Raw genomic sequence first — 15,326 nt, forward strand, 5'->3', positions numbered from 1 at the left:
TCGCAGCCTTCGGCAGCTCCTACACAAGCATCAATAGTCCGAGCCGCCGTAGCGACTGCCGGATCGACTCAGCGATCAGGCAGGGTGATGTTGAGTTCCAGAATCGAGCAACTGCCCTGGCTTTCCAGTGCAACATGTACGTCGTCGTTGCCGATGTTGACGTACTTGCGGATCACGTCGACCAGTTCCTTCTGCAAGGCTGGCAGGTAATCCGGCGTGCTGCGCTGGCCGCGCTCATGCGCCACGATGATCTGTAGACGCTCTTTCGCTACCGAGGCGGTACTTGGCTTTTTGTTGGCACGAAAGAAGTCAAAAAGGTTCATTACCTACCTCCAAACAGGCGCTCGAAGAATCCCTTCTTCTCGACATCGAGGAAACGGTGGGCTTTTTCTTTGCCCAGCAAACGGTCGACGGTATCGCTGTACGCCTGACCGGCATCGCTCTGGTCGTCGAGAATCACCGGGACGCCCTGGTTGGATGCCTTGAGCACCGCCTGGGATTCCGGGATCACGCCGAGCAGCGTTACCGAGAGGATTTCCTTGACGTCTTCAACGCCGAGCATTTCGCCCTTTTCAACACGCTCCGGGTGGTAGCGGGTGATCAGCAGGTGTTCCTTGATCGGGTCTTCGCCACGTTCGGCACGACGCGATTTGCTCGCCAGCAGGCCGAGCATGCGGTCCGAATCTCGTACCGAGGACACTTCCGGGTTGGTCACGACGATCGCTTCGTCAGCGAAGTACATGGCCAGGTGTGCACCTTTTTCGATGCCGGCCGGGGAGTCGCAGACGACGAACTCGAATTGTTCCTTGAGCTCCATCAGGACTTTTTCCACGCCTTCGACAGTCAGCGCGTCTTTGTCGCGGGTCTGACTGGCGGCCAGTACGTAGAGGTTTTCCAGACGCTTGTCTTTGATCAGGGCCTGTTGCAGGTTGGCTTCGCCATTGACCACGTTGACGAAGTCATACACCACGCGGCGCTCGCAACCCATGATCAGGTCAAGGTTACGCAAGCCCACGTCGAAGTCGACGATCACTGTTTTGTGGCCGCGCAGAGCGAGGCCGGTACCGATAGCGGCGCTGGTGGTGGTCTTACCCACACCACCCTTGCCGGATGTAACCACGAGAATCTTGGCCAAGGTGTTTCACCCCTAAGGAAGAAGGACTTTTTAGCCCCTGAAAAACATCTCTTGAAAACTACTGCAGTCGGACAGCCTTGGCTGGAATTCGGCGTTGAGCCTTTTTCCTACTTCGTTTGAGCCGTTTTCGCTACGTTTTAGAGATGCTTGGAAAATGCGGCAGTATCCGTTAAAGCCGAATGATGTTCAACACGTCGCCCGACAGGCTGACCTGTACGCCCGAACCCCACATAGGGTCGCGACGCAAATCTTCGGAAACCTTGTAATGACCGGCGATGGAGATCAGTTCAGCGCTCAATTGCTGACAGAAAATCCGTGCCTTGGTGTCACCCTTCACGCCGGCCAGCGCCCGACCGCGCATCGGGCCGTATACATGGATGTTGCCATCGGCAAGAAGTTCCGCCCCCGGGCTGACCGAGGACACCACGACCAGATCGCCACCCTGGGCATATATCTGTTGGCCACCACGTACTGGCGTGGTGATGACGCGGGTCGGTTTGACCGTTGGCTCCGGCGGTTTTTCCGGCTTCTTTTTGACTTCGGCTTCCGGGGTTTCCAGCGGCCGCTCACGGGCGCCCGATGGCGGTAATACCGGAATGTCGATGGCGATGGCGGCGGCGATGTCTTCGATGCGGCTGGCGCGAATCGCCAGGGTGCGCAGGCCATGTTGACGGCAGACGCGCATCAGGCCCGGCAGATCGACGGCACCTTCGCTCGGCGGCAGTTTGTCCAGCGCCAGAACCAGCGGCGCATTGCTGAAGAAGTTCGGCGCCTGGGCGACTTTGGCGGCCAATTGCCGATCGAGGCTTTCGAGGTCGTTACGGGCCAGTTCCAGCACAGTAATGGCCAGCATGCTGCCCTTGAGCTGGAATACGGGATCTTGGTCTAACGGTTCGGTTTGGCTCATGTCGGCATACAACGGCTTGTCACTAAAAGTGCCGAGACTTATAACGAGAACGCCCGCAGGCCGCAAGCCGGGTCGAACGATGTAGAATGCGCGGCCACTGTATTTACGGAAGCTTTAATGGATCGCCCGCGTTTTCGAAAAGCATTTTTATCGCCACGCTTCTGGCCGCTCTGGTGCGGTCTGGGGCTTTTATGGCTGATCGTGCAGCTGCCGTATCCGGCCTTGCTGACCATCGGTCGAGTTTTGGGCGCGCTGATGTATCGCGTGGCCGGCGACCGGCGGCGCATTGCCAAGCGCAATCTTGAACTGTGCTTCCCGGAAAAATCCGCCGCCGAGCGCAAACGCCTGCTCAAGGAAAACTTCGCCTCCACCGGCATCGCTTTCTTTGAAATGGCCATGAGCTGGTGGTGGTCGCGCGAGCGTCTGGCCAAACTGGCCCACGTTGAAGGCCTGGAGCATTTGCAAAAGGCCCAGCGCGAAGGCAAAGGCGTGATCCTGATGGCCGCGCATTTCACCACGCTGGAAATCGGTGCAGCGCTGCTCGGCCAGCAGCACACCATCGACGGTATGTACCGCGAGCACAAGAATCCGTTGTTTGACTATGTTCAGCGTCAGGGCCGCGAGCGGCACAACCTTGATTCGCTGGCGGTGGAGCGTGACGACGTGCGCGGCATGCTCAAGTTGCTGCGTTCCGGTCGCGCGATCTGGTACGCACCGGATCAGGATTACGGCGCCAAGCAGAGCATCTTCGTGCCGCTGTTCGGCATTCAGGCAGCGACCGTGACAGCGACGACGAAATTTGCCCGTCTGGGCAAGGCGCTGGTGGTGCCGTTCACTCAGGAACGTCTGGCTGACGGCAGCGGTTATCGCTTGGTGATTCATCCGCCGCTGGAAGATTTCCCCGGCGAAACCGAAGAAGCCGACTGCATCCGCATCAACCAGTGGGTCGAGAGCGCTTTGCGTGCCTGCCCCGAGCAATACCTGTGGGCGCACCGTCGCTTCAAGAGCCGCCCACCGGGCGAGCCGAAGTTGTACGCCAAGCGCCGCTGAACCAATCACTGACAAGCACCATGGAGTGTTGCGATGAGCCCAGCTGAACCGGTCACAGGTTTGATTCTTTCCGGCGGCGGGGCTCGGGCGGCGTATCAGGTGGGGGTGCTGGCGGCGATTGCCGAGTTGCTGCCGTTGGGCGCGGACAATCCGTTCCCGGTGATCGTCGGTACTTCGGCCGGGGCGATCAATGCGGTCAGCCTCGCCAGTGGCGCTACCGATTTTCGCGCCGCCATCGAACGTCTCACCTTGTTCTGGCAAGGCTTTCGCAGCCATCGCGTGTTGCGCAGTGACTGGCCCGGGGTGATCCGTCAGGCCAGCCGCTTTGTCAGCCATAGCCTGCTCGGCCTCGGTCGGCAATTGCCGGTGGCGCTGCTCAACAGTTCGCCGCTGCGCGAACTGCTCAATGAAAAACTGCACATGCCCGGCATCGCTGAATCGATTGCGCGCAAGCAATTGCACGCGGTGGCGGTGACCGCGTTCGGCTACGAATCAGGACAAGCGGTGACGTTCTATCAGGGCGGCGGCAAGATCGATTCGTGGTTGCGGCATCGGCGCATCGGCGTACCGACGCAATTGTCGGTGGATCACTTGCTCGCCAGTTCGGCGATTCCGTTGCTGTTCGCGCCGGTGAAAATTGGCGATGAATACTTTGGCGATGGCGCGGTGCGGCAATCGGCGCCGATCAGCCCGGCGCTGCACTTAGGGGCGAGCCGGGTGCTGGTGGTGGGTGTTAGCGGCAACCCGCGCGGGTTTGATCCGCAGCAGCCGCTGGAGCGCGCTTATACGGGGCAACAGCCGACGCTGGCGCAGATTGGCGGGCACATGCTCAACAGCACGTTCATTGACAGCCTGGAGAGCGACATCGAGTTGCTGCAGCGTCTCAACCAGTTCAGCCACTTGATGCCCGCCGGCACACCGACGCGCGAATTGGGTGTGGCACCGGTGGAGGTGTTGGTGATTTCGCCGAGTCAGCCGATCGATGAGATCGCGGCGCGGCATCGCCAGGAGTTGCCGGCGGCGTTGCGTTTGTTTTTGCGCGGGCCGGGAGCGACCAAGACGAGTGGGGCAGGGGTGTTGAGTTATCTGCTGTTCGAGGCGGGGTATTGCAGCGAGTTGATTGATCTGGGGCGGCGTGATGCGCTGGCCAAACGTGAGGAGTTGTGCCGGTTTCTCGGACTATCCGAGTCGGTGGTTCCAGTCTGAGATTTGCGGTGAGGCCTTCGCGAGCAGGCTCGCTCCCACATTGGAACTCGGTCGAATGTGGGAGCGAGCCTGCTCGCGAAGCTCTTGAAATCAGAAGTGGAACTTCACCAGGAAGCTCGTGGTGCTCTGATTGGTCTTGAACGCACCGGTGTCGTCGATGCCGTACTTGTCTTTCCAGTAGTCGTATTCCACACCGACATACAACTGCTTCTCGCCGAAGCTCAACGCCTTGCCCAAGTCGTATTTGATCTGCGGGTTGAAGTGCAGGTTGGCGTGGTAATCGCCTTTGGAGTTGGAGTCGTTGTCGGTGACCCAGTCCATGAAGCCGTCGATCAGGATGTCCGACTTGCCAACCGGGATGGTGTAGGACCAGACCGGGGTGATCTGCCAGACGTTGTCACCGGCGCGAGCACCTTGGGTGTGGCGCTGGTAGAAGTTCAACTGGAAGTAGTCGAAGCCCGGGATGGCCAGGTCGAAGCCTGGACCGATCAGGTACGACTCGGTATCGCCTTCGCCGAACTCGTAAGTCATCGCCACCAGGACGTCTTTGATCGGGCCGAACTCGATCTTCTGGTCGAGCACTTTACCCAGCGAGATGCGCGGGCTGAACTCACCGTAGTAGGTGTTCGGACCGTTGCTGAAGTCCTTGCCACCGTTGTAGAAGATCTTGTCGAGGAAGAAGAAGTTGTCCCCGTACTTCCACGCATCGGCGTGCTCGAAGGTGACGGTCTGCTGGATGCGCGGGTTGACCTGGAAGTCCTTGCCATAGAGGTAGGTCAGGCTGTTGTTCTGCCACTGCAGCAGGCCCTCGGCCATGGCCTGGCCGCCGGCCAACATCGATCCCGCGAGCATCAGGCTGGTGCACATACGTTTCATTCGGTTGCTCCCAAAGTAGGTGTTCCACGTTTATTTTTTTAAGATCGGCGCTCTGGTGTGGCGCCTTTTTTCGTTGCTGCAAAAGTCATCCGATCGGTCAGCTTCGTTGCTGTTAGCAAGAGCCGAGCCAAGGCTTTCGAAAAGCAAAAAAACACCCGCTCGGCTGCTGAAAAACAGTCGATTGAGTGTGTTTTCGGGATGCCTCGGTACTGACCGGGGCCGGGATAAGTTGGCTTTTCGGTCAGGAATTAAATCCGGGCTTTTTTTTAGACCGAATTCAAGAGGCCGCGGAGAATACTGACTCAACGGCCAGGCCTCAAGTGCCCCGCAACAGAGCACCGACGACAGGCATGGGGCACGGTTGCGGGCCATCTTAGAAGTGCACCTTGACCAGCAGGCTGGCGGTGTTCTGATTGGTGTCGAAGTTGTGGGTGTTTTCGACGCCGTATTTATTTTTCCAATAACTGTATTCGGTGCCGACATACAGTTGCTTGTGGCTCCAGCCCAAGGCTTTGCCCAGGTCATATTTGATCTGCGGGTTGATGTGCAGGTTGGCGTGATAGGTGCCGCGCGAGTTCTCATCGTTGTCGACCACCCAATCGAGATAGCCGTCAATCAGCACATCGGAATTACCGAGGGGAAAGCTGTAGGACCAGCCGGGGGTGATTTGCCAGACGCCATCGCCGGGGCGCGGGCCTTCGGTCTGGCGGCGGAAAATGTTCAGGGTGACGTAGTTGAAACCGGGCACCTTGAGGTCGAAACCGGGGCCGATCAGATAGGCCTCGCTGTCGCCTTCGCCGTACTCGTAAGTCATGGCGAGCAGGACGTCTTTGATCGGGCCGAACTCGAGTTTCTGGTCGAAGATCTTGCCGAACGAGAAGCGCGGGGTGAACTCACCGTAGAAGGCGTGGGGGCCTTTGTTCGCGTCTTCCTTGCCGTTGTAGAAGATCTTGTCGACGAACAGGAAGTTGTCGCCGTACTTCCACTTGTCGGCGTGCTCGAAGGTCAGCGTCTGCTGGATCGACGGGTTGATCGCAAAGTTCTTGCCGTACAGGTAGCTGAGGCTGTTGGTCTGCCACAGCAGTAAATCGCCGGCCATGGCCTGACTCGCGGCCAGCAGGCCGCCACTCAACAGAACGTTGGTTTGCGTGCGAATCATCTGTTGCTCCCTCTTGTTTTTATTGTTTGAGGCGCAGAGCTGTTGACCCTTGTAGGAGTGAGCCTGCTCGCGATAGCGTTCTTTCAATCAACTCATGTGTTGAATGTCATACCGCGATCGCGAGCAGGCTCACTCCTACAGGGGCTACATCGGTGTTGCTGTTAGTGCTGGTGCGCGTGGCAGTCGTTGATCGCCGCGCGCTCTTTGCCGCCGAGAATGTTGAACAGCAGGTTCAGCGTCAGCGCGCTGAGTGTTGCCATGGCAATGCCACTGTGGGTAATCGGGCTCATCCACAGCGGCAGGTGCGCGAAGAATTCCGGACGCACCACCGGGATCAGGCCCATGCCGATGCTCACCGCGACCAGCAACTGGTTGCGCCGGTCACCGATGTCGGCTTCCTGGAGAATCTTGATGCCAGTCGCAGCGACCATACCGAACATCGCAATCGCTGCGCCGCCGAGTACCGCCGGAGGAATCGACGCCACCAGAAACGCCGCTTTCGGCAACAGGCTCAACACGATCAGCAAACCACCGGCAACAATGGTCACCGAACGGCAGCGCACGCCGGTCATCTGCACCAGGCCGATGTTCTGCGCGAAAGAGGAATGAGTGAAGGTGTTGAAGAACCCAGCGACAAACGAGGCTCCGGCATCACACAGCAAGCCGCGACGCAGCATGCGTGGGCAGACTTCCTGGCCGGTGATTTTGCCCAGCGCGAGGAACATGCCGGTGGATTCTACAAAGATGATCACCACCACCAGACACATCGACAGAATCGGTGCCAGTTCGAATTTCGGCATGCCGAAATGCAGCGGGGTGACGAACTGAACCCATGGCGCGTTGGCCATGCCGCTCAGGTCGACCATACCGATCGCACCGCACAGCAGGTAGCCAAAGCACATGCCGATCAACACGGAAATATTCACCCAGAAACCGCGCATGAAGCGGTGAACCAGCAGAATGGTACCCAACACCAGTGCGGCGATGGCCAGATAAATCGGTGAGCCGAATTGTGCAGCGCCAGCACCGCCACCGGCCCAATTCACGGCCACGGGAAACAGCGACAAACCGATCGAGGTGATGACCGTGCCGGTCACCAGCGGCGGGAAGAAACGCACGACCTTGGACATGAACGGCGCGATGAGCATGCCGAAGAAACCGGCGGCGATCGTTGCGCCGAAGATGCCCTGCAGGCCGATACCGGGCATGCCGGCCATGGCGACCATGCTGCCGACTGCAGCAAAACTGGCGCCCATCATCACCGGCATGCGAATGCCCATCGGGCCGATCCCTAAGGATTGCACGATGGTGGCGATACCGGCGACCAGCAGGTCGGCGTTGATCAGGAAGGCAATTTCTTCACGACTCAGGCCAGCGGCCTGTCCAATGATCAGCGGCACCGCGATGGCGCCACCGTACATCAGCAGAACATGTTGCAAACCGACCAGGATCAGTTGCAAAAGGGGCAATCGCTGAATGGCGGGTGCGTCGGGGATGCGCGCTTTGGACAGCTCGGACATGCAACACCTCGGATCTTTTTATTCTTGTGATTGAACAGCTGCCGGGTTGCTCACAGCTGTTTCTGTGCATCAGGTAAACCGCGTTAAGGCGATTCGCGAGCAGGCTCGCTCCCACAGGAAATGCGCGATCTCTGTGGGAGCGAGCCTGCTCGCGAAGCTTTGTTGCTTAGTTGGTCTGTGCTCCCTGGGCGATCCATGCACCGATCAGGTCACGTTCCTGCTGAGTCATCTGCGTGATGTTGCCCAGTGGCATGATCTGCGTGGTGATGGCTTGCGCCTGGATGCGCGCCGCGTTCTGACGAATCTGCTCTGGGGTGTCGAACATCACACCGGCAGGCGCCGCACTGAACAACGGACTGGTTGGTTTGGCCGAGTGGCAAACCGCGCAGCGTTCCTGGATCACTGTGTGCACTTTGTCGAAACCCGGGCCTGCGTTGGAGGCTTGCGCCGGTGCTGCTGCAGGTTCGGCAGGGGCTGCCGGTGCCGCTTCAGCCGGTTTCGCGCCACCGCCCAGGGCCGTTTCCGGCAGCGGTTGGTACTCGATTTTCGCTGGTGCCTTGGCCACTTCCGGCGCGGTCGACATCGGCGTTGGGCCGGTGACGTAGGCCAGGGTGATCATGCCCACCGCTGCCACTGGCAGCGTCCAGGCAAACTTGTGGCTGTCGTGACGGGTGTTGAAGTAGTGACGCACCAACACCGCCAACACCGCGATCCCGGCCAGGATCAACCAGTTGTACTGGCTGCCATAGGTGCTCGGGAAGTGGTTGCTGATCATGATGAACAGCACCGGCAGGGTGAAGTAGTTGTTGTGACGCGAACGCAGCAAGCCTTTGGCTGGCAGCGCCGGGTCCGGCGTGCGGTTCTCGGCAATCGCCGCGACCAGTGCGCGTTGCGCCGGCATGATGATGCGGAACACGTTACCGACCATGATGGTGCCGATGATTGCGCCGACATGCAGGTACGCGCCACGACCGCTGAACACTTTGCTGAAGCCATACGCCGCGCCGATGATCAGCACAAACAGAATGAAACCAAGCAGAGCAGGGCGTTTGCCCAAGGCCGAGTCGCACAGGAAGGAGTAGATGAACCAGCCGATAAACAGCGAGCCGATACCGATGGCCACGCCTTCAGGGCCGCTCAGGGTGCTGCCCGGAGCCAGCAGGTAGAGCGTTGGATTGGAGTAGAACACCACGCACAGCAGCGCGATACCCGACATCCAGGTGAAGTAGGCTTCCCACTTGAACCAGTGCAGGTTCTCCGGCATCGCCGGCGGGGCCAGTTTGTATTTTTCGAGGTGATAGATACCGCCACCGTGGATCGCCCACAGATCACCGGCCAGGCCGGTTTTCGGGTTGACGCGGTTGAGGTTGTTCTCCAGCCAGACGAAGTAGAACGACGCGCCGATCCAGGCCACGCCAGTAATCATGTGAACCCAGCGCACGCTCAGGTTCAGCCATTCCAACAGATGTGCTTCCACAGTCTTTACCTCTCGCCTGTCACTCTTGTTGTCGAGTGATCAGACCTTCTCTTATTGGTGGGGGGCGAGGATCAAACGCTCATCCTCTTTGAAAAAATGCTCATCGCAGTTATTGCCTGTGCCACTGCGATCAACCACCAGGAAGTCATCCCGCTTTTCGATCGTCAGCACCGGATGGTGCCAAACGCCGCGATGGTAATTGATGCCCTGCCTGCCGTTGGTGACGAAGGCGCGGACCAAGCCTGATACAGGTTCATCGCCAACTGGCGCGACCACGATCAGAAAGGGGTTGCCGAGCAGCGGGATGAAAGCCTGGCTGCCCAGCGGATGGCGTTCCAGCATGCAAACGGTCAGCGGCATGTCCTGCGCGTCTGCGCGGAAGATGCTGATGATCGCGTTGTCCTCAGGCTGAGCGGTTTCGACCGTCGCCAGTTTGTGGAAGCGCATGGTCGAACCGTTGTTGATCATGAAGTGATCGCTGCCGTCGGTTTCGATCACGTCACCGAAAGGGGCGAAGGCTTCTTTGCTCAGCGGTTCAATCGTTAGTGTGCGCATGCTGTTCTTCTTATCCGAATTCTGTGTTGACTGTTCTGACGCCTTCGCGAGCAGGCTCGCTCCCACAGCGGAATGCATTCCAAATGTGGGAGCGACGGTGCGACGATTCGACCTGCTCGCGAATGGGTTCAACCTTATTTAGCGACCTTGCCCAAAACGCGCAGGCGACTCACACCACCATCCGGGAACACGTTCAGGCGGATGTGGGTGATCGGACCCAGTGCCTTGATCTGCTCGACGAAGGTGTGTTCGGCGTGCATTTCCAGCTTCTGGCTCGGCAGCAGCTCACGCCAGAACAGCGACTGGGTTTCGATCTGGCTGTCAGTACCGCCTTTCACGAACGCGCCCTGAATCGAGCAGGTGTCCGGGTAGTTGCCTTTGAAGTGCAGGGTGTCGACGACGATCTTCTCGATCTCGCCCGGGTGACCCAGCGCGACGATCACCCAGTCATTGCCCGGCGTGCGACGACGTGCAGTTTCCCAGCCGTCGCCCATGTTGATGCCACGGCCCGGGTTGAGGATGTTGCTCATGCGGCCGAAGTGTTCGTCGGAGCAGGCGAGGGCGCGGCCACCATTGAGGGCTGCTGCCAGATCGACTTGCTCGTTATCGCCAACAGCGGACCAGTCGCGGAACGGAATGCCGTACACGCGCAGACGGGCAACACCTCCGTCCGGGTAGATGTTGAAGCGCAGGTGGCTGAACGCTTGTTCGTTGCTGATTTCGTGGTAGTGGTGGCTGTTGCCCTGCAGCTCGACGGCCGACAGCACTTCAGTCCACTGGGTGTTTTCATCAGGCTCGCCCGACGCCAGGAAGCACGCTTCCAGAGAGGCCGATGGCGGGAAGTTGCCGGTGAAGAATGAAGTGTCGATGTCCACGCCTTTGATCGAGCCCGGTACGCCCAGACGGATCACGGCGCTGTCGAAGCCTTCGAAGCGCTTGCGGCGCGATTCCCAGCCGTCCATCCACTTGCCGTTGTCATCGAACACGCCCTCCTTCCATACGGCCGGGGTCGGTTGGAACAGACGATTGGCGTCTGCGAACCAGTCATCGGTGACCGAGATGATTTTGGTGCCCAGACGGGCATCGGCCAGGTTGACGAATTTTTCGAAAGGTACGGCGTAAGCTTTCATTCTTCTTGTCTGCCTTTAAAAAAGTGGCTGGGGATGCTTGCGAGGCCCTGGGCATTCTCCGCGTCTGACATGCTCGGGCCAGGCTTGCTAAAGAGTCAGTAAACGGAACAGGGCGATCTTGTTGATCTCCGCCAGCGCGCATTTGAACTCGGTGTCTTGCGAGTTGTGAATGCGCGTTTCGAACGCCGCGAGGATCTGATGCCGGTTGCTGCCTTTTACCGCCATGATGAAGGGAAACTTGAACTTGGCTTTGTAGGCGTCGTTCAGCTCGGTGAAGCGCTGGAACTCTTCGGCCGTGCATTGGTGAATACCGGCGCCAGCTTGTTCATTGGTGCTGGCTTCGGTCAGTTGGCCCTGGACGGCGGCTTTGCCGGCCAGGTCCGGGTGAGCGTTGATCAGTGCCAGTTGACTGGCGTGATCGGCGCTCAACAGGATGTCGCTCATGCGCTGGTGCAGGGTTTCGATCTCGTCGATCGAAGCGTCCGCGCCGAGGTCATAGGCCTTTTCGGCCACCCATGGCGAATGTTCGTAGATGTCGGCGAAGGCTTTGACGAAAGCGTCGCGGCTCAGAGTCGACGGTTGCAGGGTTTGAAAGCGGCTCATTGGGCGGCCCCTTGGTACGGCTGGGTTTCGTGCCAGTGACGCGCGATGTCGACGCGGCGGCTGAACCACACCTGTTCATGACTTTTGGCGTATTCGATAAAGCGTTTGAGCGAAGCGATGCGACCCGGACGGCCGATCAGGCGGCAGTGCAGACCGATCGAGAGCATCTTCGGTGCTTCAGCGCCTTCGGCGTAGAGCACGTCGAACGCGTCTTTGAGGTATTCGAAGAAGTCGTCACCCTTGTTGAAACCCTGCACTTGGGTGAAGCGCATGTCGTTGGTGTCGAGGGTGTACGGGATCACCAGATGCGGCTTGCCGGTCGGGTTGTTCGGTTCCCAGTAGGGCAGGTCGTCGTCGTAGGTGTCGCAGTCGTAGAGGAAACCACCTTCTTCCATGACCAGACGACGAGTGTTCGGCCCGGTGCGGCCGGTGTACCAGCCCAGTGGGCGCTCACCAGTGATCTCGGTGAGGATGCGGATCGCCTCGAGCATGTGCTCGCGTTCCTGCGCTTCGTCCATGTACTGGTAGTCGATCCAGCGGTAGCCGTGGCTGCAGATCTCGTGGCCGGCATCGACCATCGCGCGGATCACGTCCGGATGGCGCTGAGCGGCCATGGCGACGGCGAAAATGGTCAGCGGAATGTCGAATTCCTTGAACAGTTTCAGGATCCGCCAGACGCCAGCGCGGCTGCCATACTCGTAAAGCGATTCCATGCTCATGTTGCGCGCGCCTTGCAGCGGCTGAGCGGCAACCATTTCGGACAGGAAGGCTTCGGATTCTTTGTCGCCGTGCAGAATGTTGCGCTCGCCGCCTTCTTCGTAATTGAGCACGAACGACAGGGCGATGCGGGCATTGCCCGGCCAGTGTGGGTGAGGAGGGTTACTGCCGTAACCGATCAGGTCGCGTGGGTAGTCAGCGCTCACTGCAGTCTTCCTTCTTGTTCGTTGACAGATGTATGTGGCGGCCTGGCAGGCTGGCGTCACAGCGATGGGCTGATTGTATACAACTTTATTCGCAATTTGTAAGCCTGAATTTTCGCATTTTTCACCGACTGTCATCTTTTACTGCTATTGGCGTGAGCCTGCAAGAAACCTGCCTGACCAGTCAGCTAATGGATAGGAGGTTCAATGAATAGGCGTATGGCTGGCTCATCGGCAGGAAACCCCCGAATGGCGGGGGTGAAGTGAAAAATGTCGTTTTTATTGTGTACAATTTTTTTGAAAAGTGTCTTAATCAATCGCTCGCCGCAGCTTTTCGTGCTCCGAATCGGTGCGGTCTCCTTTTCAACTGACTTCGGGAGGCGCGAAGTCTGACTGCTCCACGCAGGCAGGCGCGCAGAATCAATGGGACGTTTGACAACACACGTTTTGGACGCTGCACACGGTTGCCCGGGCAGTTCGATCAAGGTCGAGCTGTACCGCGTTGAAGGTTCGCAACTGGAATTGGTCGCCAGTGCCGTCACCAACAGCGATGGCCGGGTCGATGCGCCGCTGCTGCAAGGCGACGATTATCGTACCGGGGTTTATCAGGTTCAGTTCCACGCGGGCGATTACTACCGCGCCCGTGGCGTTCAGTTGCCGGAACCGGCATTTCTGGACGTGGTTGTGCTGCGCTTCGGCATCTCTGCCGAACAGGATCACTACCATGTGCCATTGCTGATTTCGCCGTACAGCTATTCCACGTACCGGGGCAGCTGACCCCCAAGCAGCTGCCCCCACCGGGAAGCGACTGCGCATATAGCTTCTTTGGTCTTTCGCCCGCTCACACTGCGGGCTTTTTTTATTTCACTCTGATGATGACGAGGTTGTTCTCCCCGGAACCCTCAATAGGCATGTTTGCGCCAGCGAGATAAATAATCTTGTTGGCAGCGTGATGATCTTGAAGGGTTATCTTGTGGTGAACCTCGATTTTATTGACCAACGCTCTTTTCTTCAGCCAGGTGACCGGGTCAATTGCATTCATGTGTTGACTAGGGAAATGCACAGGAAACAGCACGAACACGCTATCAAGGCCTCGTCGTTTGATCAGCAGTGCATCTCTTGCATTGCGCCGAAAGTCTTCCGACACTTGGTAGCCATGTCCTCTCAGAATTCCTGTCAGCAAACTTCGCACAGAGGGGCGACTGACATGATATTGCGATCCGGCAAACAACAGAGGATTGAAATCAATTCTTTGCAGGCCTTCTGCAGACGGCTGAGGCAATTGGAAGTAGCCATTTGCGTCTGTCGACTGTGGTGTAAGGAGCATCAACGGATCGCTCAGGTCCTGGCGCAGAACTCTTTTGTCGTCGACGGATACAGGGCGGTTTTCCCAGTACTTGAAAGTCTCGAACAGCGCACTGACGCCGGGACCTGTTATTTCATCGGAGTGGCTGGCGCGATTGAAAATCTCCCGCGCGACTCTGTTTGCGCAGTCATAAGAAAGATAGGGAAACTGATCGCTGACAGCTTGGGTCAGGGTTTTGCCAAAGGGCAGTCCCTCGACGATTCTCCAGGTATCAGCGCCGCGCCCCGTCCATTTGTCCGCCAGTTTCACCACACCCCTGGGCTGCAATTGAGGCGTGGTTAACAGCATGCGTTCGAACGCATCGAAACGCGTGGCAGCAAATTGCGGATGTTTGATAAAGGCCAGTGAGTCTGTGGCATGTGTTGGCTGGGCGAGGATGGGAAAGTGCAGGCCTTCGATTTCGATGGAGTCGCCGACTAACGGTTTCGTCGCAGCGCCCCAGGTTTTCCAGTCTTCAATGCGTATGGCTGAAGTCAGTGTCACAGCCGGGTCGCTCTCACCCCCCAGCCGCGCACGTTTGCCTGGCCCCGGTTCGGCGTCTACTCGCGAAGCTGCAACTGCAGCGCTGTAGGCTGGCGAAGTGTGTTGCGCAGCGCTGATGTCTGCCACCTGGCGACGCCATAGCGATTGCCCCGGAATCTGCTCGAGGGTGATGTCGGGCAGGTTGATCGTCGTTGCGCTCGCCAGTTTGTATTCGCCTTGTTCGTTTTTACGAACCATGACAGTGCCGTCGGCGAGGTCGACGTAGATTTTTCCACGGGGTCCCTTTCGAATGCCGTCAACGGATTCATGTGCGCCAGGGAGTAGCGTTGCCAGGTTGGGGTCGACATGGAAAATCGCCAGCGGCTCGTCGGCGGTCAGGCGGGGCATGAACAGGCTTCCCTGCACTGATTCGCTCGAGTACCACTGCGCCTCGATACGCCAGCGTGACTGTCCCGGGATCTGTTTCAGAATCGGCGGCGTCACACCCGGTGCGGCGGGCCATGGAATCTGGTAATGCCCGTCGGCGTTGAGTTCTACTCGGTAATAACGGCCTTCTTCAAGATGGGCATAGGTCTGACCGCTTGGGGCTATGAACAACCCGTCGACCGATTCGTGTGGCTGCAAGAGATGGGTTTGCAATCCTGGCAGCGCAATCTCTGCCAGCCTGGCATTCGCTTCGGTAATGATCGGATCAGATATATAGCTCACCACCACGCGTGGCTCGTCGACAACCTCGGTCCTTGGCGGTAATGAAGTTGAAGTGCCCGGTTGTGGATTCAGGTCGGGTATCCGTGAATCTGGATTACCGCTAGTCCTTATGCTGATCGCGCCAGTATCGACGTCGATTCGGGTTATCGTGGAAGTACTCGACGAAGCAGGGAGAACAGTCGTTTTTGTCGGTTTGATCATTGAAGTGCCTCAGAGTCGGTCATGGTTGCA

At 58.5% G+C, this 15,326-nt stretch carries 15 protein-coding genes; 3 read left to right on the top strand and 12 right to left on the bottom strand.

What is annotated here, in order from left to right:
* Positions 1-68: 68 nt before the first annotated feature.
* The 3 genes from minE to minC form a co-directional block, all read right to left on the bottom strand.
* On the bottom strand, positions 69-323 hold the full coding sequence (minE, locus tag VY732_RS08765) for a cell division topological specificity factor MinE (RefSeq protein WP_003223146.1): 255 nt from the start codon (positions 321-323) through the stop codon (positions 69-71).
* Positions 323-1,135 carry a septum site-determining protein MinD gene (minD, locus tag VY732_RS08770; protein WP_007913953.1) on the bottom strand — a complete coding sequence of 271 codons (813 nt, stop codon included), beginning with the start codon at positions 1,133-1,135 and terminating at the stop codon, positions 323-325. Before minD ends, minE begins: the two co-directional genes overlap by 1 nt.
* A gap of 169 nt (positions 1,136-1,304) precedes the next feature.
* Positions 1,305-2,042, bottom strand: a complete 738-nt coding sequence (minC, locus tag VY732_RS08775) for a septum site-determining protein MinC (protein ID WP_026000431.1) — start codon at positions 2,040-2,042, stop codon at positions 1,305-1,307.
* 117 nt (positions 2,043-2,159) lie between these two features.
* Here minC and VY732_RS08780 point away from each other — a divergent pair, with 117 nt between their 5' ends.
* Together VY732_RS08780 and VY732_RS08785 are read left to right on the top strand one after the other, a co-directional pair.
* Entirely contained in the window at positions 2,160-3,092 is a 933-nt protein-coding gene (locus VY732_RS08780) for a lipid A biosynthesis lauroyl acyltransferase (RefSeq protein ID WP_007913957.1), read from the top strand.
* Between the two features lie 33 nt (positions 3,093-3,125).
* Positions 3,126-4,298: a patatin-like phospholipase family protein gene (locus tag VY732_RS08785; protein ID WP_331695195.1), complete on the top strand. Its 1,173-nt coding sequence runs from the start codon at positions 3,126-3,128 to the stop codon at positions 4,296-4,298.
* A 90-nt stretch (positions 4,299-4,388) separates the two neighbouring features.
* On the opposite strand, the gene VY732_RS08790 is transcribed toward VY732_RS08785, so the two are convergent.
* The 8 genes from VY732_RS08790 to puuE all read right to left on the bottom strand — a co-directional run bounded on the left by VY732_RS08790 (position 4,389) and on the right by puuE (position 12,541).
* Entirely contained in the window at positions 4,389-5,174 is a 786-nt protein-coding gene (locus VY732_RS08790; RefSeq protein WP_077571766.1) for an outer membrane protein OmpK, read from the bottom strand.
* 373 nt (positions 5,175-5,547) lie between these two features.
* Positions 5,548-6,333: an outer membrane protein OmpK gene (locus VY732_RS08795; RefSeq protein ID WP_016982869.1), complete on the bottom strand. Its 786-nt coding sequence runs from the start codon at positions 6,331-6,333 to the stop codon at positions 5,548-5,550.
* Between the two features lie 161 nt (positions 6,334-6,494).
* Positions 6,495-7,853, bottom strand: a complete 1,359-nt coding sequence (locus VY732_RS08800) for a nucleobase:cation symporter-2 family protein (RefSeq protein ID WP_331695196.1) — start codon at positions 7,851-7,853, stop codon at positions 6,495-6,497.
* A 166-nt stretch (positions 7,854-8,019) separates the two neighbouring features.
* Complete coding sequence (locus tag VY732_RS08805) at positions 8,020-9,330, bottom strand: urate hydroxylase PuuD (RefSeq protein WP_116032901.1); 1,311 nt, start codon at positions 9,328-9,330, stop codon at positions 8,020-8,022.
* 51 nt (positions 9,331-9,381) lie between these two features.
* Positions 9,382-9,885 (bottom strand): ureidoglycolate lyase, encoded by a 504-nt coding sequence (locus VY732_RS08810; protein ID WP_034151759.1) that lies wholly within the window; start codon positions 9,883-9,885, stop codon positions 9,382-9,384.
* 134 nt (positions 9,886-10,019) lie between these two features.
* Entirely contained in the window at positions 10,020-11,015 is a 996-nt protein-coding gene (gene alc, locus VY732_RS08815; protein ID WP_077571771.1) for an allantoicase, read from the bottom strand.
* A gap of 87 nt (positions 11,016-11,102) precedes the next feature.
* On the bottom strand, positions 11,103-11,618 hold the full coding sequence (uraD, locus tag VY732_RS08820) for a 2-oxo-4-hydroxy-4-carboxy-5-ureidoimidazoline decarboxylase (RefSeq protein WP_122594936.1): 516 nt from the start codon (positions 11,616-11,618) through the stop codon (positions 11,103-11,105).
* Positions 11,615-12,541 carry an allantoinase PuuE gene (gene puuE, locus VY732_RS08825; RefSeq protein WP_038366990.1) on the bottom strand — a complete coding sequence of 309 codons (927 nt, stop codon included), beginning with the start codon at positions 12,539-12,541 and terminating at the stop codon, positions 11,615-11,617. Before puuE ends, uraD begins: the two co-directional genes overlap by 4 nt.
* A gap of 420 nt (positions 12,542-12,961) precedes the next feature.
* Here puuE and uraH point away from each other — a divergent pair, with 420 nt between their 5' ends.
* On the top strand, positions 12,962-13,315 hold the full coding sequence (uraH, locus tag VY732_RS08830; RefSeq protein ID WP_008080901.1) for a hydroxyisourate hydrolase: 354 nt from the start codon (positions 12,962-12,964) through the stop codon (positions 13,313-13,315).
* Between the two features lie 82 nt (positions 13,316-13,397).
* On the opposite strand, the gene VY732_RS08835 is transcribed toward uraH, so the two are convergent.
* Positions 13,398-15,296: a hypothetical protein gene (locus VY732_RS08835; RefSeq protein ID WP_331695197.1), complete on the bottom strand. Its 1,899-nt coding sequence runs from the start codon at positions 15,294-15,296 to the stop codon at positions 13,398-13,400.
* Positions 15,297-15,326: the final 30 nt, after the last annotated feature.

Source organism: Pseudomonas sp. ZY71 (genome assembly GCF_036542145.1).
GTDB classification, from domain to species: domain Bacteria; phylum Pseudomonadota; class Gammaproteobacteria; order Pseudomonadales; family Pseudomonadaceae; genus Aquipseudomonas; species Aquipseudomonas koreensis_A.

Excerpts from the sequence above, each read along its gene's own strand:
- VY732_RS08790 (WP_077571766.1), bottom strand. The coding sequence starts at position 5,174 with ATGAAACGTATGTGCACCAGCCTGATGCTCGCGGGATCGATGTTGGCC.
- VY732_RS08810 (WP_034151759.1), bottom strand. The coding sequence starts at position 9,885 with ATGCGCACACTAACGATTGAACCGCTGAGCAAAGAAGCCTTCGCCCCT.
- minE (WP_003223146.1), bottom strand. The coding sequence starts at position 323 with ATGAACCTTTTTGACTTCTTTCGTGCCAACAAAAAGCCAAGTACCGCC.
- VY732_RS08780 (WP_007913957.1), top strand. The coding sequence starts at position 2,160 with ATGGATCGCCCGCGTTTTCGAAAAGCATTTTTATCGCCACGCTTCTGG.
- uraH (WP_008080901.1), top strand. The coding sequence starts at position 12,962 with ATGGGACGTTTGACAACACACGTTTTGGACGCTGCACACGGTTGCCCG.
- uraD (WP_122594936.1), bottom strand. The coding sequence starts at position 11,618 with ATGAGCCGCTTTCAAACCCTGCAACCGTCGACTCTGAGCCGCGACGCT.
- minC (WP_026000431.1), bottom strand. The coding sequence starts at position 2,042 with ATGAGCCAAACCGAACCGTTAGACCAAGATCCCGTATTCCAGCTCAAG.
- VY732_RS08835 (WP_331695197.1), bottom strand. The coding sequence starts at position 15,296 with ATGATCAAACCGACAAAAACGACTGTTCTCCCTGCTTCGTCGAGTACT.
- VY732_RS08785 (WP_331695195.1), top strand. The coding sequence starts at position 3,126 with ATGAGCCCAGCTGAACCGGTCACAGGTTTGATTCTTTCCGGCGGCGGG.
- VY732_RS08800 (WP_331695196.1), bottom strand. The coding sequence starts at position 7,853 with ATGTCCGAGCTGTCCAAAGCGCGCATCCCCGACGCACCCGCCATTCAG.
- alc (WP_077571771.1), bottom strand. The coding sequence starts at position 11,015 with ATGAAAGCTTACGCCGTACCTTTCGAAAAATTCGTCAACCTGGCCGAT.
- VY732_RS08795 (WP_016982869.1), bottom strand. The coding sequence starts at position 6,333 with ATGATTCGCACGCAAACCAACGTTCTGTTGAGTGGCGGCCTGCTGGCC.